This is a genomic window from Sphingobium fluminis (assembly GCF_037723805.1).
GTDB lineage: Bacteria > Pseudomonadota > Alphaproteobacteria > Sphingomonadales > Sphingomonadaceae > Sphingobium.
The window spans coordinates 349,854-369,698 of the sequence record NZ_JBBJUK010000003.1 but is presented as its reverse complement, the minus strand read 5'-3'; the positions used below and the strand labels follow the sequence as shown (position 1 = coordinate 369,698).

Sequence of the window (19,845 nt, the reverse complement as noted above, 5' to 3'; positions counted from 1 at the left end):
GCAAGGGCTGAAGATATGGTATCCGTTTCACCCTAGGCCGCGCGATATCAGCGGGCCGAAAAGATTGGCGAGCGGCAGCGGCAAGCGTTTCCACAAAGCGATCCGCCATTGATATCGCGCACTGTGCGGGCTGATGTCGCGCGTTGCGCCTGACGGCGACCAGTCGTGATAGGCGAGCGGCTCCGCGGTGAAGCCAAAGCTCTTTTTCCAGGCCGCCTGACCGCTACCCGCCTTGGATCGACCGAAATCGAACTGCGTCATGCCCCGGGAGCGACCATGCGCCATCAGCCGGTAGTACATCAATTCGTTCGATCTCAGTCGGCGTGCATCGCCGACGCCGCCACCCCAGAAGGGCATGACGCGGCCCTGATGATACAGTGTGAGTACTGCGGAAACCGGCTTATCCCGATCATATACCAGAGTGATGTCCGCATCCTCGCCGAATCGGAGCAATACCTCCTGAAAAAGTCTTCTGGGAAAAACCGGCGTGCCCAGGTGGCGGACGCTTTCTCCATAGACGCGATAATGATCGCGCAGATTACGCGCGCTGCGGCCATGTTCGACCCTTAGCGCCGGGTTGGCCAGCGCCTTGCGTAACTCAGCGCGATGTTTGCGGGGCACGGCCAACAGTTCAGCCTCGTCATCCGCAGCCAGCTGACGGCAGAAGCCGACATGCTCGCCGACGCGCGTCGTCCATGGGGCGGCCGGCGAAGGCCCACCGCGCAGTTCGACGGGCAAATCGCCATTAGCCCGCGCCAGATCCTGCGCCGCCGATGCGAGCGCGGCGACGGCAGCCGGATCATTCGCCAGGATGCCACCACCCACGGCAAAGGCGCTGGAAACCAGCGCCTGCCCGAATAAGCGGCTTTGGACATGATGACATGGCAGGACGCCACGAATGCTGCCCGAAGGGCCGACAGCGGCGAGCATATGCGAGCGGTTGCCGGTTGCGCGCTCTACCGCGATCATCCACGCCGACCGATGAAAGGGCGTGCCCTGCGGATGGGCTAGGACGAACGCGTCCACCGCTTCGGCCTGATCATCGTCATCGAGATTGAGCATGACTGTAGAAAGGGCCGCATGATTGCCCATCCTCATGGTGCCCGGTCCGCTTCCTGATCGGCCAGCGCATCCACGCGCGTCCATTCGAAATCCTCCGCCAAACGGCGCAGCTTTGCCGCCATGACCGACAGATTGCTGTAGTGCCGCAGCCGAGACCGCAATGGCGCATCCGCGACGCGCGGCTGACCGGGGTCTATTTCCCACGGGTGGAAGTAGATGATCGCCGGGCGCTGCGCCTCTTCATTCACCTGCCGGATCGCCCAACGGGAAAAGGCGTAGGGCAACAGGCGGAAAAAGCCCCCTCCCCCGGCCGCCAGCGTCCTGCTGCCAAACTTTGCCGTCGTAACCGGCAGTTCGACCAGCGCGGCGCCCTCGACCGGCTTCCACGCAAAGCGTGGCGATTCAGGCCAGCCATAATGATCGTGCCGGATCGGTGCGACGCTGCTCGAATAGCGATAGCCCTCTTCCGCGAGGATCAGATGCGCCCATGGCGTGCGCGCGTCGATCGAAAAACTCGGCGCGCGATAGCCGGTGACCGCGAGCCCGCTTGCATCCTCAAGGATGGCGCGCGCCTTGCGGAGGTCGGCGCGAAACTGGTCCGGGGTAAAGGTAAAGACACGGGCATGGTCGTAGCCATGGCTCGCGATCTCATGCCCGGCAGAGGCGATGCGCTGCATCAGCGCGGGATAGCGCTCCGCCACCCAACCCAGCGTGAAGAAGGTCGCCTTGACGTCGGCTTCCGCGAACAGCGCGAGCACCGCATCGGTATTGCGCTCGACCCGATGGGTCAGGCCATCCCAGTCGCCACGGCGAATCGTGCGCTCGAAAGCGCCGACCTGGAACCAGTCCTCGACATCGACCGACAGAGCGTTCAGCATCATATCCTCAGCATTGCCGCGCGCGGGCGAGCCCGCAACCGACGTCAGGCGGCGTGCTGACGTCCGTCGACCATGCGCTCTTCGCGTTCCACCCAGTCGACAAGCAGGGTCAGCACCCGACGCAGCGCCGCATCCTGTTCCCGCGCGCGCAATTCGATGCCGCCAAGCCGCTCCTCCATCGTGGAGAGATGATCTTGTAAAGCATCGATATCAATATCCGGGGTAGCCACGATCGGAGGCTGGCTTGCCTGCGCGCGTATTTCCGCGAGTTCCGTCCGCAGCGCAGCGAGTTCCTCCAGAACTTCCGGCGGCGTGACTTGCGAGCTGGGGGCATCCAACGAGGCTGGCTCGGACATATCGACCGGCCTCGAGACAGGATCGGCGATTATGTCGAACGGTGCGCGATCCCCGGAATGGACCACGCGCAGCGCTTGAGGCCTATCCTGCTCCGGCTGCGGTTCGGCGAACCCAGCCGGTCCGGCAGACATGGGTTCGGGCTCCCCGACCGAATCGAGCATCGAGGGCGCGACCGGATCGGGCCGGGCGTCACTATCGATGCCCATATCGGCGACCACCGCCGCAACGACTTCGTCATCGATTTCCGACAGCTGATCTATAGCGCCCATCAACAGGACCCGGCTTGCCAGCGCGTTGACGCGACGCGGTACGCCGGCCGTGGCGGCATAGATCGCGGCGAAGGCTTGCGGGGTGAAACCGGGATTGCCGGCCCAGCCGACCAAAGACAGGCGGTGCAGGATATAGGGCTCGATCTCATGCGCCATCATCGGATCGAGATGATGGGTGGCGATCACGCGCTGGCGCAACTGTTCAAGCTGGGGCGACTTCAGCAAATCGCGAAACTCGGGCTGGCCAAGCAGGAATATCTGGAGCAGCGACTGGCCGCCCAGCTGGAAGTTGCTGAGCATGCGCAATTCCTCGATCGCCGATACGGGCAGATTTTGCCCTTCGTCCACGATCAGCAGGGTGCGCCGTCCCGCGCGCGCCTGCGCATGAAGATAGCCCTCGATCCGATGCAATATCTGCGCCTTGGGCATGCCGTCCACGGCAAGGCCGAAATGCTGGGCGGCAAGGCGCAGCATGTCATCGCCCTCAACCTGCGTCGACACGATCTTGACGGCGGTCAGCCGCGCCGGATCGATCGTTTCCATCAGGTGCCCGACCAGCGTCGTCTTGCCGGCGCCGACATCGCCGGTGATGACGATGAAGCCCTCGCCCTGGGCCAGGCCATAGCCCAGATAGGACAGAGCCTTGCGATGCGTCGCGCTCTCGAAATAGAAATGCGGGTCGGGGGTAAGCTGGAAAGGGCGACCCTGCAATCCGTAGAACTGATCGTACATCTCGTCGTCTCCACCCGGCTGGCCCACCCCTCCAAGAGGCGGACCTGGCGCGGCAATGCTTAGAAGCTGTAACGCAGGCCGACCTGGCCCATCGCGCTGATGATCGTATCGAAATCGTCCGCCTTGGTGCCATCGACACCAACCGAGGCCGAAGCCGATAGTCGACGGGTCAGGCCGGTATTGTAGCTGGTGAACGTGCCCGCGTTCAGCACGTCCGGACGATCACCGCTGGCGTCGAAATAATTGCCGTAAATGACCGTATCGATGCTCGATCTATCGTTGATCGTATAGGTGACCGACCCGTTGCCGTACCAGTTCTGATCCTTCGATCCGCGGATGAACACTACCTGCCCGGATGGCGTGATGAACTTGCGCTGCGAATAGCCGGCGCCAACACCCCAGCCCCACGGCCCATGCCGCGCGGAATATTGCGCGGCCACGCCCCGGTAGCGGAAATTGGCGTCGGTAATGCCGCTCAGCGCGTCGTTGAAGCACTGGCCGCCGCCGCTGACGGAGAAAGCGCAGCCGGTCATGTCGCCGGTAAAGGGATTGCGCGCGACATTGAAGCTGCTGCCCGACAGCGCGGCGACATTGGAGGTGATGAGGCGGCCGAAGCTGTCGATCCCGTCGAAGACCATGATCCCGACCGAGCTGTTCTGCCCCTGCCAGATGAAGCTGCCCGAATAGGTCATCGAGCCATAGCGTTCGCCGACCCGCGCCTCCAACGATGTCCTGTGGCTCGGCCGCCAGAGCACACCCGCATCCCAGATGATGCCGTCATCATCATAGATGAGCGTTCGCGGCGAGCTTTTGTCGGTCACGTAGCGACCGTTGGAAATCAGCGGCGCGCCGCTGACATCGAGGCGCGGCGAGCGCTGGCTGATCTGGATTTCCTCATAGCCGACACCGCCGACGAGCGCGACCGTATGCGACACCGGCAGGGTCGCATCGACGCGGCCCCATTTGTCCTCGAACCGCTGGTCGAGCTCGCTCGCATCTTCGCGCGCATAGCCGGCGCTTGCGACCAGCCCGACCGGCAGGATCGTGCCCGGCCCAAAACCGACGGAGCCCGTCAGAGCATGCGACCAGCTGTCGGCGAAGGAGCCACCGGCGGGCACGCCCGGGGCGTTGGCGTTATAATCATCTTCCACCCTGGCATAGCCCAGGCGGTAGGATGCGTTGACATCGATGTCGCCGACCTTGGTCGTATAGGACGGGCCGATATAACCGCTATAGACCTGGCTGGTGAAACTGTCGTTGCGCGGACTTGCACCCGACAGGCCATCGGTGCGGACTCGCGTCGCGAGCGCGCCGGTCTGGATCGAAAGACCCCGGGCGACATTGAACTGCGCATGGCCGACGCCGCTGATCACGTCCTGATCGGTCGCCTGCCTGCCCCAGCCGAAGCTGTGATTATATTCGACATCCACGGCGGCCTCGACCCGGCGGTTCTGCACTTCCATATTCACGCCGGCGCTCAGGTTAGTGTAGGTCAGGACATCGCCGCCGCCTTTCAGTGGGGCCATGACGACCTGATCGATGCCGATATAGGGCGTGACCTCCAGGCGCTTGTCGTCGTCCGACCGCGCGTGGGCGGGCACGGTCCCAGCCGCGAGAATGAGCGTGGCGAGCGTCATTATCGACGCCCGCGGCTTAAGATGCCGGACGTTCATGACTGGATATCCCCTTTGGAATAATAGGTGCCGAATCGGCGGTCGCTGGACGAGAAGGTGACTCCGTTCAGCAACAGCTGAACCTGCGCCCCGCCCTTCAGCATTCCGGCGGCGTCACGCAGCGCGCTCTCGGCGGTCCGGTCGGCGCGCACCACCAGCAGCGCAATCGCCACATTGGCGGCGAGCACGGCGGCAGCCGATGCCGCGAGCAAGGGTGGCGAATCGAACAGGATGATCCGATCGGGCCGTCCCTCGGTCAGCCGGCTAAGCAGCGCCTGCGTGCGCGACGAGGCCAGCAGTTCCGTATCGCTGTTGCTCCTTTGCCCGGCAGGCAGCACGGACAGCGAAGGAATGTCGGTCCGCAGCACGCAGTCCTCGATCGCGATCGCGGGATCGGCGAGCGCATCCATCAGCCCGGGTCCCGGTATAAGGCCCAGAGCTTCGGGAATGCCCGGCTTGCCGAGGTCGGCGTCGACCAGCAAAATCTCGCGATCCTTTTCGGCGGCAAGGCTGAGTGCGAGATTGATCGCGCAGAAGGTCTTGCCCTCGCCGCTATGAGGCGAACATAGGAGGATGCGGTTGCCACGCTCCTGTCCCGCGAGCAGTGCGAGCAGGTCGCGCTTGATCAGGCGGAACTCTTCGCTGAGCGCCGTGACCGCGCCATCGGGCAGGATGAAGCCGCCCTCGGCCAGCTTATCGCGATCGATGAGCTGCATCCGTCCGGTCCAGTCAGACGCACGGGGGGCATAGGGCGTAGCTTCCGGCAGGGGAATGAAAGCAGCGGGTGGCGCATAATCTGGAACCGGTGGCGGCGCATCGGCCGGCACCTCGACCGTCGGAGCCGCGCGCCCCCGCAGCGCGGCGTTGAAATCATAGAGCTGCGTCGCTCTTTCGAGCAGCGATCCCTTGGAGATGGAGCTGTGCTTGGTCATGCTATCGGTTTCCTCAGGCCATGCCGCGCTGGATGAATTCGATGCCGATCAGCAGCAGGCACACCGCCGCCAGACCCGCGCTCGCGCCTGCGAACCATTTCATGCGTTGCTTTTCGATCGCCTGCTGGCCCGCGTTCAGCGTCTGGCTGATCGCGCCGATCACCGGTACGCCAACCGCCCGTTCGAGCCGCGCGGCGGTAGGGAAGGTCCCTTTGAGCTGGCCGATCGCGAAAGCCACGCCGACGCCAGCGCCGATGCCCAGTATCAGGACACCCAGCAACAACAGAGGGCGATTCGGTGCGGCCGGCGCGGTTGGAACGCTGGGTGGCAGGATGACACGAAACTGGACCGAACCGGTTTCGGTCTTCACCTCGCCACGCAGACGCAGGTCCTCGCGGTCCGATGCCAGCTTGTCATATTGGGTCTTGAGGACGTCATAATCATTGTCGAGCTTGGCTTGCTCCGACACGATGCCCGGTTCGGAGACTTGCTTCGACGTCATGACATTGAGGTCGGATTGTAGCTGCGCCTTGCGCGTCTGCAACGCCTGCACGGTCGCGGCGCGATCGGCCTGCATCGACTTGATCGACAGGAAAGCGGGGTTGGGCGTCGAGCCCGCGCCGCCACCGCCGCCGCCCCCCAGCTTGCGAAGGGCATCGACCTGGCGCTGCGCCGCGATCACATCGGGGTGGCTGCTGGTCCAGCCGCGCGAGCGCATGCCGGCAAGATCGGCCTGCGCCTGCGCCAAAGGCGAGGCCCCGCCGCCGACGCTGACGCCGGGCAGGGTCGCGGGCGTGCCGGCAAGCTGGCCGTTCATCGCCGAAAGCGCGCTTTGCGCCTGAACGAGTTGTGAATCGATGCTGGCGATCTCCGTGCGGGCCGCGTCCATGCGCTGGCTGATGGAGCCCGCGCCGGGCAACAGGCCGACATAACGTTGCGCGAAATCTACGCGGCGCTGGTCGGCGGCGGCGAGCTGACGGCTGCGCACCGCGATCTGCTGGTCGAGGAAAGCCAGGCTCTGCTTGGTTTCGTTGCGGTCGCCCGACAGATTTTCTTCCTGAAAGATGTCGATCAGTTTCTGGACGATCTGCTGCGCGATCTTGGCATTCGCGCCATCGGACAGGCCGCTGTCGGCGGACTTGGCACTGATGTCGATCATGCTGGGATCGGCCTGCGCCATCACGGTGATATTCTCGCGCAGCTTGGTGATCTTGGCGGCGATGTCGCGCGGACCCGATACCGTCTGCGACAGGTCGGTGTCGCGCACCACCTTTTCCAGATTTTCCGCGCTCGCCAAAGTCTGGCGCACGCGATCGAGGTCTTGCTGCGACTGGACCTGGGTGATGCCCACCTTGTCCTGCAACAGCGACTGGGTGTTCACATAGACCCGCGCCTTGGATTCATAGCTGTTGGGGATGAGCGCGACGCCGAGCCAGCCCAGCATGCACAGGCCCCACGCCACGGCCAGCGCGATCCAACGCCGGCTCCAGATGCCGTGAAGGACCAGCATCGCTTCGTCGTATAGTCCCGCCATGATCAGAACATGCTTTCTGGAATGATGATGACGTCGCCGGGCTGGAGCAGGACATTCGCCTTGCTGTCGCCCTTTTTGAGCAGGTCGCCGAGGCGCACCTGATATTCCGTCTGCTTGCCCGTCGCTCTGTTGAAGCGCACCAGCCGCGCCCGGTTGCCGGCCGCATATTGCGACAGACCGCCGACCGAGATCATCGCATCGAGCAGCGTCATGTTGGCGCGATAGGGAATGGAAGCTGGCTTTTCGGTCGCGCCGACGATCCGCACCTGCTGGCTGAACGTGCCCGAAAAATTGTTGACGATGACCGATACCAGCGGGTTTTCGATATATTGCGACAGCGCGATCTTGATGTCGTCGGCCAGCATTTTTGGCGTCTTGTTGACGGCCGGCATGTCGGTGATCAGCGGCGTGGTGATCCGGCCATCGGGGCGGACCTGAACCTTCGCGCCCAGCTCGGGATTGCGCCAAACGAAAATGGTGAGATCATCGAGCGGGCCGATGATATATTCCTCGCCCGGCCCCTCCTGTGTCGAAACGAAGGATGCCGGTGGCAATTGCGGACCCGTGCCCCCTGACGAGGCACAGCCCGAAAGCGCCACCGCAGGCATGGACGCGCCGATCAATAGCCTGGAAACCGTCAAGAAACGCATGATCTTCACCTCTTAGTGCCGCCATGCGCAAAGGGCCGCGCAAGAGGCGAGGCAGACCCGGAGCACATGGCTTCAGGCCTCTTCATGCCGCCAAAGGGTAAAGATACCGTTAGGAGTTAAGTTCCCGGCAAATCAGCCAAGTAAAAGTTCGCGAGGACTTGGATGACCAAGAAAAGCGGCCGGACTGGCCGAAGCGCCATAGGCCCCGGCAAGGAAAATGGCGATCAGGTCGCCGGGTTGTACCGGGGGCAGCGCTACCCTGTCGCCAAGCCGGTCGATTGGGGTGCACAGGCACCCGACGACGGTTACGGCGTCATCCGCCGGGGCGGCACCGAAGCGGTTGGCGACCGCGATCGGGTAGTTGCGGCGAACCACTGTGCCGAAATTGCCGCTTGCCGCCAACTGGTGATGCAAACCACCGTCGACCACGACGAAGGTCTCGCCCTGGCTCGTCTTCACGTCGATCACGCGCGTCAGATAAACCCCGGATTCGCCAACCAGCCATCGGCCCAGCTCCATGGCGAAACGGCTTTCCTTCAGGCTGTCGGGCCGTGATTCCAGCGCCTTGTCGAGCGCCTCCCCGATCTGGCTTATCTCCAGCGGCACGTCGCCAGGAAAATAGGCAAGGCCAAAGCCACCGCCCAGATTGACCAGCGGCGGTGTAGCCCCGACCGCATCGGACAAGCGGGCCGCAAGTCCGATCGTCGCCGCCTGCGCCTCGATGATCGCGAGCGGGTCGAGCGTCTGGGACCCGGCGAAAATGTGCCAGCCGCGCCAGTCGGCACCGCCTGCGATTATGTCGCGGGCCAAACCGGCCGCCCGTTCGGCGTCGACGCCGAACGGCTTGGCCCCGCCGCCCATGCGCATGCCAGACCCCTTCAACTCGAAGTCGGGATTGACCCGCACGGCGAGGCGCGGCGTCTTGCCGAGCTTTTCCGCAATGGCCAGCGCCCGCCGCCCCTCGCCTTCCGATTCGAGATTGATCGTAACCCCGGCAAAGATAGCGGCGCTCAGTTCATCATCGCGCTTTCCCGGCCCGGCAAAACTGATCCGGTCCGGCGCCATGCCGGCGTCGAGCGCCATTTGAAGCTCGCCGCCCGACGCGATATCGAATCCGTCCACCAGATCGGTCATCCGGGTTAGCAGCGGCCCGTAGGGATTGGCTTTGATGGCGTAGTGAAGGTCAAGCGCGTCCGGCATCGCTGCGCGCCAATGGCGGGCCTGCGCCGCGACGATATCCATGTCATAGACGAACAGGGGCGTATCCCCCGCCTCGTCCACCAGACTGGCCGCGCCGCAACCGCCGATCAGCAGCATCCCTTCTTCCGATACGAACGCGGGAGGAATGGGTCCCATGGGTTTCATGGCGCATACTCCCTGGCCAGCGCGACTCGATCGATCTTGCCATTGGGGTTGCGCGGAAATTCGGCAAGCACAACCGTCCGGCGCGGCTGCATGAAGTTGGGCAGGTCGGCTTTCAGCCGTGCTTCGACCGCCGGGGCGACATCGGGGTCTGGCCCGCGCACGAGCAGCAGGACGGCCTGCCCCAGTCGCTCGTCCTTAATGCCCAGCGCCACAGCCTCCGCTACCCCCTCGACGGTCACCGCCGCTTCCTCGATCTCGGTCGGACTGATCCGGTTGCCCGCCGACTTGATCATCGCGTCATCGCGCCCGACGAAATACAACAGACCGTCGGCATCGCGCCGCACCGTATCGCCCGACCAGACCGCCGTCCCGCCATAGCGCGACGCGGGCGGCGCTGGCCGAAATCGCTCGGCGGTGCGCGCCGCGTCGCGCCAATAGCCCTGCGCCACCAGCGGGCCGCAATGCACCAGTTCGCCCGGCTCATCGTCAGCCGCCAGGCTGCCATCGGGCCGCACGACCAGGATTTCCGCAAAGGGAATGGCGGACCCCATGCTGTCGGGATGAGTTTCGACCAGAGCAGGCGGCAGATAGGTGGACCGGAAGGCTTCGGTCAGCCCGTACATCGGATAGAGGTCTGCCTGGGGAAACAGCGCGCGCAATTTCGCAATCAGCGGTCGGGTCAGCGCGCCCCCGCTATTGGTGAGCCGCCTGAGCTTCATCGCGATTTCCGCAGGCCAGTCGAGTTCGGTCAGTTGCACCCACAGCGGCGGCACGCCCGCCAGCGTCGTGATGTCCCGCCGGTCCACAAGCTTCATGACGTCGCGTGGCGTCAGATAATCGAGCGGGTAAACGCATCCTCCTGCGATCCACGTGCACAATAGCTGATTCTGGCCATAGTCGAAGCTGAATGGCAACACACATAGCGTCCTGTCGTCCGGCGTCATGCCCAGATAATCGGCGACCGCGACCGCGCCGAGCCACAGATTGGCGTGGCTCAGCATCACGCCCTTGGGCCGGCCGGTCGATCCGCTGGTGTAGAGGATCGCCGCGAGATCTTCGGGACTCGCGCTGGACGGGGCAAGCGCCGTTCCGCCGCTCATGGCACAGGCGGCGTCATCCTCGCGGAGCAGCCGGCAAGCGGCCGGCACGTCCTGCGGAGCAAGGGTCGCCAGGCGACTTGCGGTCCCGATCAGCAGCACAGCGCCGCTATCCGCCAAAATATGCGCGACCTGACCATGTTTGAGGAGCGGATTGACCGGCACATGGACCAGCCCCGCTCGCGGGGCGGCGAGGGGCATCAGCGCGGCGACCGGCCCCTTGGCGATCCAGCTGGCGACGCGAGCGCCACGCTCCAAGCCAAAGCCGGCCAGCCAGCCGGCCAGCCGGCCCAGCATCTCTTCCAGCCCGGCAAAGTCCTTGCTGCCCGACCGCCCGTCCAGCGCCGGTCGCCAGCTATCCTCTCTCAGCAGGATGTGGTCGATCGGACGCACCACTGCACCATCGATCGTCGCCGCCCCGGAACGCTCAGGTCCGCTTAACGCCATATCCAGACTTTTCCCTTATGCGCGAACCATCCGTTCGGGGAGATAGTGGCTTGCCGGTCACAAGGGAATATCGCAGCATCGACGAGACGCGCTCGGCATTGGCCGGTCGGCTCGATCGCGCGCGCGCCATTTGCCTGTTCGACCGGCTGGAATGGTATGCGGCGCTGCATGCTGATTGTCTGGCGGATCGGCCATTAAGGATTGTCCAGGTCGCGGACGGCGGGGCGGAAGCGTGGATGTTTCTTACTGAGCAGCCCGGCAGACGGCTCTCGGCGCTCGCCAACTGGTACAGCTTCGCCTGGCGGCCGATATTCCTCGACGCACCCGATCCGGCGGCGCAGGATCGCTTGCTCGAAATCCTGGCGCGCGGTCTCGCTCGCGATTGCGCCCAGATCGATTTTTATCCCGTCGCCCTGCCAGCGTCATTATCGGCGCCGTTCCGCCGCGCCGGCTGGTTCTCGGTGCAACGTCCGCTCGGCGGCCGATATCTGCTTCATCTGCACGGACGGGATTTCGCGGCCTATTGGGCGACCCGGCCGGGCAGGCTGCGCAATATCGTCAGGCGCAAGGGAAAGGGCCAGAGCCTCGACATCAGCATCACCGACCGGGTGACCGACGCGCTGTGGCGCGATTATGAAAATGTCCATGCCCGCAGCTGGAAAGAGCCGGAGCCCGGCCTTGCTTTCCTGCGCGGGCTGGCGGCGCGGGAAAGCAAGGCCGGATCGCTTCGACTGGGATTCGCCCGGCGCGAAGGGCGGGCCGTGGCGACGCAGTTGTGGACGGTCGAAAACGGCGTAGCGCTCATCCACAAGCTTTCGCACGACCGCGCCCATGACGACGGGTCCCCTGGCACCCTGCTCAGCCACGCGATGTTCCGCCACGCGATCGACGTCGATCAGGTCGCGACCATCGATTATGGCACCGGCGACAACCCCTACAAGACGGACTGGATGGAAACGCGGCAGACGCTCCATCGGGTCGACTGTTTCAATCCGCGCTTCGCGTCGAGCTGGATTCCGGCGGCGCGCACCGCGATTTCCGCGCTTGTAGGTTGAGCATTGAGTGATTAATCAGCGCAATCATGCGGGCGCACATCACTCAGCCGGTCGACCGGACGGACGATATCGAAACCAGATTGCGCGGGTTGTTGCGCGACGTGCTCGCGATCCCGCAGGATCGGGTCGACGCGTTCGAGGCGGCGACGCCGCTGTTCGGAGCGCTGCCGGAACTCGACTCCATGGCGGTGGCGGGCCTGCTCACCGAGATGGAGGATCGCTTCGGCATCCTGATCGACGATGACGATATCGACGGCGATACGTTCGAGACATTCGGGTCGCTGGCCGACTTCGCTCGCATCAAGGTTGGGGCGTAAGTCCTTGGCCTAAGGCGGATTATTCCGCCGCGATCGCCTCGAAATCCGCTTCGGCCAGGAATTTTTCGACGTCGAGCGCCGCCATGCAACCCATCCCAGCTGCCGTCACCGCCTGACGATAGATTTTGTCGGTGACGTCGCCGGCCGCAAAAACGCCGGGTATCGCCGTGTGGCTGGTGCCTTTGTCGACGAGCAGATAGCCATCCTCGGTGGGCAGCTTGCCGACGAACAATTCGGTCGCAGGCGAGTGGCCGATCGCGACGAACGCGCCGTCGGTTTCGATGTGGGACGACTTGCCGGTCACCGTGTCGACCAGGTCGACGCCGACCAGCCCCACCGGATCGCCGCCGCCGACGAAGCGCTCCACCGCCTGATTCCATAGGACCTTGACGTTGGGATGGGCGAACAGACGCTGTTGCAGGATTTTTTCCGCGCGCAGCGAATCGCGGCGGTGGATCAGCGTCACGTCATGGCTGTGGTTGGTGAGGTAGAGCGCCTCTTCCACGGCGGTATTGCCGCCGCCGATGACGACGACCTTCTTGCCGCGATAGAAGAAGCCGTCGCACGTGGCGCAGGCGGAAACGCCCTTGCCCTGGAGCAGTTGCTCCCCCTCGATCCCGAGCCACTTGGCCTGCGCCCCGGTGCAGATGACCAGCGTATCGGCGATATAGAGCTTGCCGCTGTCGCCCTTGATACGGAAGGGCCGTTCGGACAGGTCGACATCGACGATCTGATCGTACAGCATCTGCGCGCCGACATGTTCGGCCTGCGCCTGCATCTGTTCCATCAGCCAGGGTCCCTGGATGACGTCGCGGAAACCCGGGTAATTTTCGACATCGGTGGTGATGGTGAGCTGGCCGCCCGGCTGCATCCCCTGCACCACGATCGGCGCGAGGCCCGCGCGCGCGCCGTAGATGGCGGCGGAAAGGCCGGCGGGGCCGGACCCCAGGATCAGCATGCGGGTCGAATGAGTGGCGGTCATGGCAGCTTTCTTGAGGGCGATTCGTGATGAGGGGGAGATAGGTGGCGCGACCGCGCGCGCCAAGCGAAGGATTTGCTTGGTGGCTGTGAAGGTGCGCCATCAAGGAGGGGTGCACGGGCCGAAGCCGGCTTAACTTCTCACTATTCCCGCACATTTCGCCCATTTATTGCTTGGCGGTGAAATTATCGGAAAGTGGATGAAAATTGGCGGACGAGGAAAAAGAGCCGGCGTGAGCGGGTATCGCACGACAGGCAGTGTGTAGGACAGGGCAATATCGGAAAGCGGCAACGCTTGCGCCGATATGCATCGGCAGGGAAGCGCGAAAAAACTCAGGGCCGTTGCGACGACTGGTTCACCTGGGCGTTATTTTTCGGGCTGAACAGGTTTTTCGTCGGCGCCGCGATCAATCCGGCATAACGCGCTGCCATTTCGAGGTGGATCGCCGCGATTTCCGGGGTTTTTGCGGACTCCGCAAGCTCGCGCGCGCGCTTTTCGCGAGAGATATAATCGGTAATCGAATTGAGATCGGTCACGCTGATTGCCCTCCCCTATACCGCGATCAGGATATCGCAAACGCCATAGAGGATGTGCAACATGGATCATGCTTTTGGGTAGATCTCTATTATTGCCGCTGTTTAATTAAAGGGCGACAGGTCTTCGGGAAGGTCAATAGCGAGGCTGGCACGGATTTCCCGTAATATCCGGAGCGACCTTTCCGTGGTAGCCGGCGAGGCACCGGCTTCATCCTGGATCGCTTCCTTGACCTCGGCCGCGACCGCTACGATCTCCACCGCATCCTCGACGCTGATGACCGAGCGCGCGAGCAGCGCGTGGATGAGGCTTTCCACGAGCAGCAGGGCCGCGTGACCATGAGCGTCCGCCCCCACCCAATGTCCATTGACCCCGGAAACGTCATTATCGTTAAAGGTCGGATCGACCATCGCAGCAACTCCGGGTCAGGCGGATCGTCTCCAGCCAGCGGAGCCTGATCACGCGCCGACCAATGCCCATCTTTAGAAGGATCGTCCGAAACAACCATCATTTATATCAACATTCGACTATAACATTGAGCAATGTTTATATATTCTGTCTCATGGGAAGGTGGTCCCATGGCCAACCGTTTCATCGACAAGATTGAGCGCTTCGCGCCGTTAGGCGCCGACGATATAGAGTGCCTTGCCGCAGCGACTTCGACGCCACGAAAATTCGCGGCACGGCGCGACCTGATTCGCGAGGGGGACCGGCCGGGGCCGGTGTTCGTCATCCTCGAAGGCTGGGCGTGCCGATATAAAATTCTGCCGAGCGGCGCCCGGCAGGTCCTGGCGTTCATGATGCCGGGCGATTGCTGCGATCTCCACATCGCGCTGCTCGCCGAGATGGATCATAGTATCCAGACGATCACCCCGGCGCTCGTCGCCACCATCGAACGACAGGATATGGATGCGATTCTCGACGAGCGCCGCGCCGTGGCGAAGGCGATGTACATGTCGCAACTTGTCGACGAGGGCATTATGCGCGCCTGGATCACCAGCATGGGCCGGCGGCAGAGCATCGAGCGCGTCGCCCATCTTATGTGCGAACTGTATCTTAGGGCGCGCAATATCGGCCTGACCACCGAATCGCAATTCGCCCTGCCCCTGTCGCAGCTATTGCTGGCCGATGCGCTGGGCATGACGCCCGTTCACCTCAACCGGGTGCTCAAGGCGTTGAGGCTGAGCGGAACGATGACACTGGAGCGAGGCAGCCTGCTGATCACCGACCCCGCCAAGCTCATACAGATCGCCGGATTCGACGAAAATTATCTCCACCGCAGGCTGCGCGTGGCGAGTTGACCGGGGCGGATAGCCTAGGCTGGTGTCAGGCGCGCGCTGTGTTGGATGTATCGGGTGTTGGATTGCGATGGGCACGTTCCGTGGTCCGTGAGGGTGCGGACGAGTCGGAGGGCCCTTCATCCGGCCCTGGGCCCCGGCGTTCGCCGGGGAACAGTGGCGTTTAACGAAGCGGGCCGCCATCTGTCGCTAGAGGTTAGTGTGTAAAATGTGAGCCGTTCGCCCTGAGCGAAGTCGAAGGGGGCCCTGCTGAGCGGAGGCGAAGCTCACTTCCCCCGGATCAAGTCCGGGGTCAGTGGAAGGCTTCGACTTCACTTTTTAGTGAAGTTTATCCTGAGCGCCTGCTGCAAGCAGGCAGTCGAAGGGCTCAGCCCGAACGGAGGAGAGGCGATCCCGATTTGAGGCGCGATGCCCTAAGCCCCTGCCCGCTTCAATCCAGTACGTTGGGCAGATCCTCGAACCCCTTACGGAGCGCGGCGCTCCAGCTTTGGGAGATCATCGCGAATTCTTCATTATCGGCCTCGATCCGGGTGCGGACGCGGAAGTCGAACTGGTCGCGTCCGATGACGGTGAGGTCCAGCGGCATGCCGACCGACAGGTTGGACCGCAGGGTCGAGTCCATCGACACCAGCACCGCCTTGGTCGCGTCCTCCAGTGTGGTTTCGGGGCGGATAATCCGGTCGAGGATCGGCTTGCCATATTTATGCTCGCCGATCTGGAAGAAGGGCGTTTCGGCGGTCGCTTCGATAAAGTTGCCGGCGGAGTAGATCAGGTACAGGCGCGGCTTGCCGCCCTTGCGCTGGCCCGCGATCATGATCGACGCGCTGGCGCCTGATCCGTCCATCTCGATACTCTCGCGATAGCGGCCCTGCATCGCGCGCATTTCGCCGCCCACCAGTTCGGCGGCGCGGTGCATCGTATCGCAATTGAGGATGGTCTCGATATCGGGATCGAGCTGCGAATCCTTGATCTTCCGGCTGAGCGCCGCCTTCACCCCCTGGGTGATCGACAGATTGCCCGAGCACATCAGCGTCATCGCCCGTTCGCCCGGCACCTGATAGGTGAAGCTTTTGCGGAAGCGCGCGATATTATCCATGCCCGCATTGGTGCGGGTGTCGGACAGCATGACCAGCCCCTGGTTCACGCGCACCGCTACACAATAAGTCATCGCCCACCGGCTCCCGAAAACATCGCGGTTCAACCCATTGGCAAGGACGGCGGGGCCAATTGTTGTTGCTGCCGTTGCAGCTGCCGTTCCTGAATCCCTTCCTGCGCCTGCGCGATCCGAACGTCCGCGTCAATGCTGATGTCGCCTGCCGCGGTCACCGAACCGCGGATCGGCGCTGCTTCATCGGCATCGATCCCGCAGGCGAGGCGCAGATAGCGTTCGGTGACGCAGACCCGGTTGGACGGATCGAAGCCGACCCAGCCGAGCCCCGGCACCAGCGCTTCGGCCCAGCCATGGGTTTCGTGCAGTTCATTATCCTCGTCGGCGAGCAGATAGCCGGACACATAGCGCGCCGGCAGCCCCATCGCCCGCGCGCCGGCGATGAAGATCTGGGCATGATCCTGGCACACGCCGGCCCCGAGCGCGAAGGCCTGCGCCGCCGTGGTCGAGACGCTGGTGACGCCGGTGCGATAACGGACGGCGTCACTGACCGCCGCCGACCAGGCGTGCAGCCGCGCCAGTGCGCCACCCCCGGCCGGAACGGCGAGCGCGGCCGCGCGGATCGCGTCCGACGCCTGCGTCAGCGGCGATTCGCGCAGGAAATAGCGGGGGTCTATGCGGCTGGCGGGCATGCCGAGGACGCCGTTCGTGGCGTGCGTTTCGACGAGCCCCTGTGCGACGATGACGGCACGGTCCAGCCCGTCGCGCTGCGTCCACACGGCCTGCATCTCGCCATGGCCGTTGGCGCGGAATCCGGTCACCGGCGCGTCGTTGACGCTGACATGCCAGTCGATCACCGTTTGCGCGGGCGTGCTGACCGGCATGAGCCGCAGCAGCATCGCAACGCGGCCCGCCGAGTTGGCATAGCGATAGATTGTCTGGTGGCGGACGATCAGTTTCATGGCCCCGCCCCCTTCGCGCCTTCAGCCGAAATGATAGGCCTGCGCGATTTCCGCGCCCAGCCGGTTGGTCATTCTAAGCCCGCTTTGCACCGTTTCATGCAGACCGAAGCGGAAGATTTCGCCGCTGTCGAGCTGTTCGAGCGCGGCCACCATTTCGCGCACCGTCTCATGCGCGGGACTGCGCGCGTCGTGCCAGCCGGCGAGCCGGTTGAGCCGGTAGGCGAGCTGGTCGTAGCAAAAGGCGACGCTGCGCGGAAACAGGCGGTTGAGCATCAGGAAATCGGTGATCTGCCAGGGCGTATAGGTGCCCCCATAGACATGGTGATAGGCGCGGCTGCCCGACAGCGCGTGCAGCACCGACGTCCATTGATAATGGTCGCGATTGCCGCCGATCACTTCGGTTTCGGGCAGAAGGACATAATATTTGACGTCGAGCAGCCGCAGCGTCATCTGCGCCCGTTCCAACGCGCTGCCCGCGCGCAGGAAATCATGGCCCTCGTTGCGCAACTGGCCCGAATCCGCCGCGCCGCGAAACGTCATCACCCGCGTCTTGACCCAGTCGATCAGCGAGGGCAGCTGCTGCCGTGCCTCCGCGACATCAAGGCTGTCGAGCTTGCGCCAGCCCTCGTTCAGCGCCTCCCACATATCCTGCGTCAACATGGTGCGGGCGGACTTGGCGTTCGACCGGGCTTTGAGCAGGCAGGAGCGGATGGACGAGGGATTGTCGAGATCGAGCATCAGATAGGAGACGACATCGCTCTCCGTCACCTGCTTGCCCTCGGGGAATTTCGCCTCCGCCCCCGTCGCGCGCACCACCGATCGCCACTCGTCGCGATGATGCGCGCCGGGCAGGATCGCCATCCGCTGGCCCATTGTCAGCAGGCGGGCGGTGGATTCGGCGCGCTCCATGTAACGCGCCATCCAGTAGAGATTTTCGGCGGTCCGGCTCAGCATGGGTCAACCTCTAATTCCGTTCGCCCCGAGCGAGGTCGAAGGGCGCGCCCGGGCGAAGCCGAGGGTGCAGGACCCTCGCTGCGTTGGGTGGTGGGTTTCGACAAGCTCAGCCCGAACGGAGGATGGATGGGTCCGCACGACATCCCCATCAGTCCTGCATGACCCATGTGTCCTTGACCCCGCCGCCCTGGCTCGAATTGACCACCAGCGACCCTTCGGTCAGCGCGACGCGGGTGAGGCCGCCGGGGACGAGGCGGATCTGCTTGCCGACCAGGCAATAGGGGCGGAAATCGGCATGGCGGCCAACGACGCTCGCGGGGCCGAGCGTCGGCACGGTCGACAGGTCGAGAGTCGGCTGGGCGATGAATTCGGACGGGTTGGCGCGAATGCGCGCGGCATAGGCCTCGACCTCGTCCCTGGTGGACTTGGGACCGATCAGCATGCCGTAGCCGCCCGATCCATGCACTTCCTTGGCGACGAGATCGTGGAGATTTTCGAGCACATAGGCGCATTCGTCGGGCTTGGAACATTGCCAGGTGCGGATATTGTCGAGGATCGGCTGTTCGCCCAGATAGAAGCGGATCATCTCGGGCACATAGACATAGACCGCCTTGTCGTCGGCGATGCCCGAGCCCGGCGCGGACGCCAGCGTCACGCCGCCATTGCGATAGACATCGAAAATGCCGGGCACGCCGAGCAGGCTGTCGGCGCGGAACACGAGCGGATCGAGATATTCATCGTCGATGCGGCGATAGATGACGTCGACCGCCTTGGGGCCGAGCGTGGTTTTCATCCATACCCGGTCCTCGTCGACGAAAAGATCGGCGGGCTCGACCAGCTCGACGCCCATCAGGTCGGCAAGGAAGCTGTGCTCATAATAGGCGCTGTTGAGGGAGCCGGGGGTCAGCACGACGACGACCGGATCGCCCTTGCAGGCGGGCGGCGCGACTTCCTTGAGGCTTTTGAGCAGTTCGGCGGGATAGTCATCGACCGGCGCGACCACGCCGGCGGCGAACAGTTCGGGAAACATGCGGGTCATGATCTCGCGATTTTCCAGCATGTAGGACACGCCCGAAGGGGTGCGGCAATTATCCTCCAGCACTTCGAAGCTGCCGGGGCCGGTGCGCACGATGTCGATGCCCACGATATGGCTGTAGACCTTGCCCGGCGGCGTGAAGTCCACCATTTCAGCAAGATAGGCGCTATTCTGATAGATGATGTCGGCCGGCATGATGCCCGCCTTCACGATTTCGCCGCGATGATAGACGTCGTGCAGAAAGGCGTTGAGCGCCCGCGCCCGCTGGCGGATGCCCTTGTCCAGTACGCGCCATTCCTGCGCCGTGAAGATGCGCGGCAACAGGTCGAAAGGGATCAGCCGCTCCGGGTCGCCGCCCTCGCCATAGACGGCGAAGGTGATGCCGATGCGCCGGAAAATCGCTTCCGCCTCGTCCAGCCGACGGTTGAGCCCGGCGATGCCGGTGCGGTCCACCCAGTCCTGCACTTCGGCATAACAGGCCCGTATCGAACCATCAGGCTCAAACATCTCGTGGAAGGGCAAGCGTCAATCCTCCCTCGGCCAGGACGGCCGGTTGTGCATCGCAACATTAGTGCGCGCTGCGATCGGGAATGCAAGACTAAAAAC

General features: G+C 63.8%; 19 protein-coding genes. 3 read left to right on the top strand and 16 right to left on the bottom strand.

What is annotated here, in order from left to right; all coding sequences use genetic code 11:
- Positions 1 to 27: 27 nt before the first annotated feature.
- From WG907_RS11145 to WG907_RS11105, 9 genes are all read right to left on the bottom strand, one after another.
- Entirely contained in the window at positions 28 to 1,098 is a 1,071-nt protein-coding gene (locus tag WG907_RS11145) for a FemAB family XrtA/PEP-CTERM system-associated protein (RefSeq protein ID WP_340232839.1), read from the bottom strand.
- Positions 1,095 to 1,943 (bottom strand): XrtA system polysaccharide deacetylase, encoded by an 849-nt coding sequence (locus tag WG907_RS11140; RefSeq protein WP_340232838.1) that lies wholly within the window; start codon positions 1,941 to 1,943, stop codon positions 1,095 to 1,097. Before WG907_RS11140 ends, WG907_RS11145 begins: the two co-directional genes overlap by 4 nt.
- A 41-nt stretch (positions 1,944 to 1,984) precedes the next feature.
- Positions 1,985 to 3,298: an XrtA/PEP-CTERM system-associated ATPase gene (locus tag WG907_RS11135; protein ID WP_340232837.1), complete on the bottom strand. Its 1,314-nt coding sequence runs from the start codon at positions 3,296 to 3,298 to the stop codon at positions 1,985 to 1,987.
- 59 nt (positions 3,299 to 3,357) lie between these two features.
- On the bottom strand, positions 3,358 to 4,935 hold the full coding sequence (locus tag WG907_RS11130) for a hypothetical protein (protein WP_340232836.1): 1,578 nt from the start codon (positions 4,933 to 4,935) through the stop codon (positions 3,358 to 3,360).
- A gap of 32 nt (positions 4,936 to 4,967) precedes the next feature.
- On the bottom strand, positions 4,968 to 5,903 hold the full coding sequence (locus WG907_RS11125) for an AAA family ATPase (RefSeq protein ID WP_340232835.1): 936 nt from the start codon (positions 5,901 to 5,903) through the stop codon (positions 4,968 to 4,970).
- Between the two features lie 13 nt (positions 5,904 to 5,916).
- Complete coding sequence (locus WG907_RS11120; RefSeq protein WP_340232834.1) at positions 5,917 to 7,437, bottom strand: XrtA system polysaccharide chain length determinant; 1,521 nt, start codon at positions 7,435 to 7,437, stop codon at positions 5,917 to 5,919.
- Between the two features lie 2 nt (positions 7,438 to 7,439).
- Positions 7,440 to 8,087 carry an XrtA/PEP-CTERM system exopolysaccharide export protein gene (locus tag WG907_RS11115; RefSeq protein ID WP_340232833.1) on the bottom strand — a complete coding sequence of 216 codons (648 nt, stop codon included), beginning with the start codon at positions 8,085 to 8,087 and terminating at the stop codon, positions 7,440 to 7,442.
- A gap of 132 nt (positions 8,088 to 8,219) precedes the next feature.
- The gene (locus WG907_RS11110; protein WP_340232832.1) at positions 8,220 to 9,452 is read right to left on the bottom strand and encodes a pyridoxal-dependent decarboxylase, exosortase A system-associated; all 1,233 of its coding nucleotides are present in this window, start codon (positions 9,450 to 9,452) and stop codon (positions 8,220 to 8,222) included.
- Positions 9,449 to 10,996 carry an acyl-CoA ligase (AMP-forming), exosortase A system-associated gene (locus WG907_RS11105; protein WP_340232831.1) on the bottom strand — a complete coding sequence of 516 codons (1,548 nt, stop codon included), beginning with the start codon at positions 10,994 to 10,996 and terminating at the stop codon, positions 9,449 to 9,451. The genes WG907_RS11110 and WG907_RS11105 overlap by 4 nt, the downstream gene beginning before the upstream one ends.
- A 50-nt stretch (positions 10,997 to 11,046) precedes the next feature.
- Here WG907_RS11105 and WG907_RS11100 point away from each other — a divergent pair, with 50 nt between their 5' ends.
- Together WG907_RS11100 and WG907_RS11095 are read left to right on the top strand one after the other, a co-directional pair.
- Positions 11,047 to 12,051, top strand: coding sequence for a GNAT family N-acetyltransferase (locus WG907_RS11100; RefSeq protein ID WP_340232830.1), 1,005 nt, complete (start codon positions 11,047 to 11,049; stop codon positions 12,049 to 12,051).
- A gap of 26 nt (positions 12,052 to 12,077) precedes the next feature.
- Positions 12,078 to 12,368 carry an acyl carrier protein gene (locus WG907_RS11095; RefSeq protein ID WP_340232829.1) on the top strand — a complete coding sequence of 97 codons (291 nt, stop codon included), beginning with the start codon at positions 12,078 to 12,080 and terminating at the stop codon, positions 12,366 to 12,368.
- A gap of 19 nt (positions 12,369 to 12,387) precedes the next feature.
- On the opposite strand, the gene trxB is transcribed toward WG907_RS11095, so the two are convergent.
- The 3 genes from trxB to WG907_RS11080 form a co-directional block, all read right to left on the bottom strand.
- The gene (gene trxB, locus WG907_RS11090; RefSeq protein WP_340232828.1) at positions 12,388 to 13,350 is read right to left on the bottom strand and encodes a thioredoxin-disulfide reductase; all 963 of its coding nucleotides are present in this window, start codon (positions 13,348 to 13,350) and stop codon (positions 12,388 to 12,390) included.
- Positions 13,351 to 13,679: 329 nt separating this feature from the next.
- On the bottom strand, positions 13,680 to 13,883 hold the full coding sequence (locus WG907_RS11085; protein WP_340232827.1) for a hypothetical protein: 204 nt from the start codon (positions 13,881 to 13,883) through the stop codon (positions 13,680 to 13,682).
- Positions 13,884 to 13,985: 102 nt separating this feature from the next.
- Positions 13,986 to 14,291, bottom strand: coding sequence for a hypothetical protein (locus WG907_RS11080; RefSeq protein ID WP_340232826.1), 306 nt, complete (start codon positions 14,289 to 14,291; stop codon positions 13,986 to 13,988).
- A gap of 168 nt (positions 14,292 to 14,459) precedes the next feature.
- Between WG907_RS11080 and WG907_RS11075 the strand changes: the two genes are divergently transcribed.
- Positions 14,460 to 15,182: a Crp/Fnr family transcriptional regulator gene (locus WG907_RS11075; protein WP_340232825.1), complete on the top strand. Its 723-nt coding sequence runs from the start codon at positions 14,460 to 14,462 to the stop codon at positions 15,180 to 15,182.
- A gap of 427 nt (positions 15,183 to 15,609) precedes the next feature.
- Here WG907_RS11075 and WG907_RS11070 read toward each other — a convergent pair whose 3' ends face one another.
- The 4 genes from WG907_RS11070 to WG907_RS11055 form a co-directional block, all read right to left on the bottom strand.
- Positions 15,610 to 16,347 carry a proteasome-type protease gene (locus WG907_RS11070; protein ID WP_340232824.1) on the bottom strand — a complete coding sequence of 246 codons (738 nt, stop codon included), beginning with the start codon at positions 16,345 to 16,347 and terminating at the stop codon, positions 15,610 to 15,612.
- A gap of 29 nt (positions 16,348 to 16,376) precedes the next feature.
- A complete protein-coding gene (locus tag WG907_RS11065) occupies positions 16,377 to 17,249 on the bottom strand; it encodes a transglutaminase family protein (RefSeq protein ID WP_340232823.1) in 873 nt (290 codons plus the stop codon).
- 21 nt (positions 17,250 to 17,270) lie between these two features.
- Positions 17,271 to 18,203 (bottom strand): alpha-E domain-containing protein, encoded by a 933-nt coding sequence (locus tag WG907_RS11060; protein WP_340232822.1) that lies wholly within the window; start codon positions 18,201 to 18,203, stop codon positions 17,271 to 17,273.
- 148 nt (positions 18,204 to 18,351) lie between these two features.
- Positions 18,352 to 19,761, bottom strand: a complete 1,410-nt coding sequence (locus WG907_RS11055; RefSeq protein ID WP_340232821.1) for a circularly permuted type 2 ATP-grasp protein — start codon at positions 19,759 to 19,761, stop codon at positions 18,352 to 18,354.
- Positions 19,762 to 19,845 lie beyond the last annotated feature (84 nt).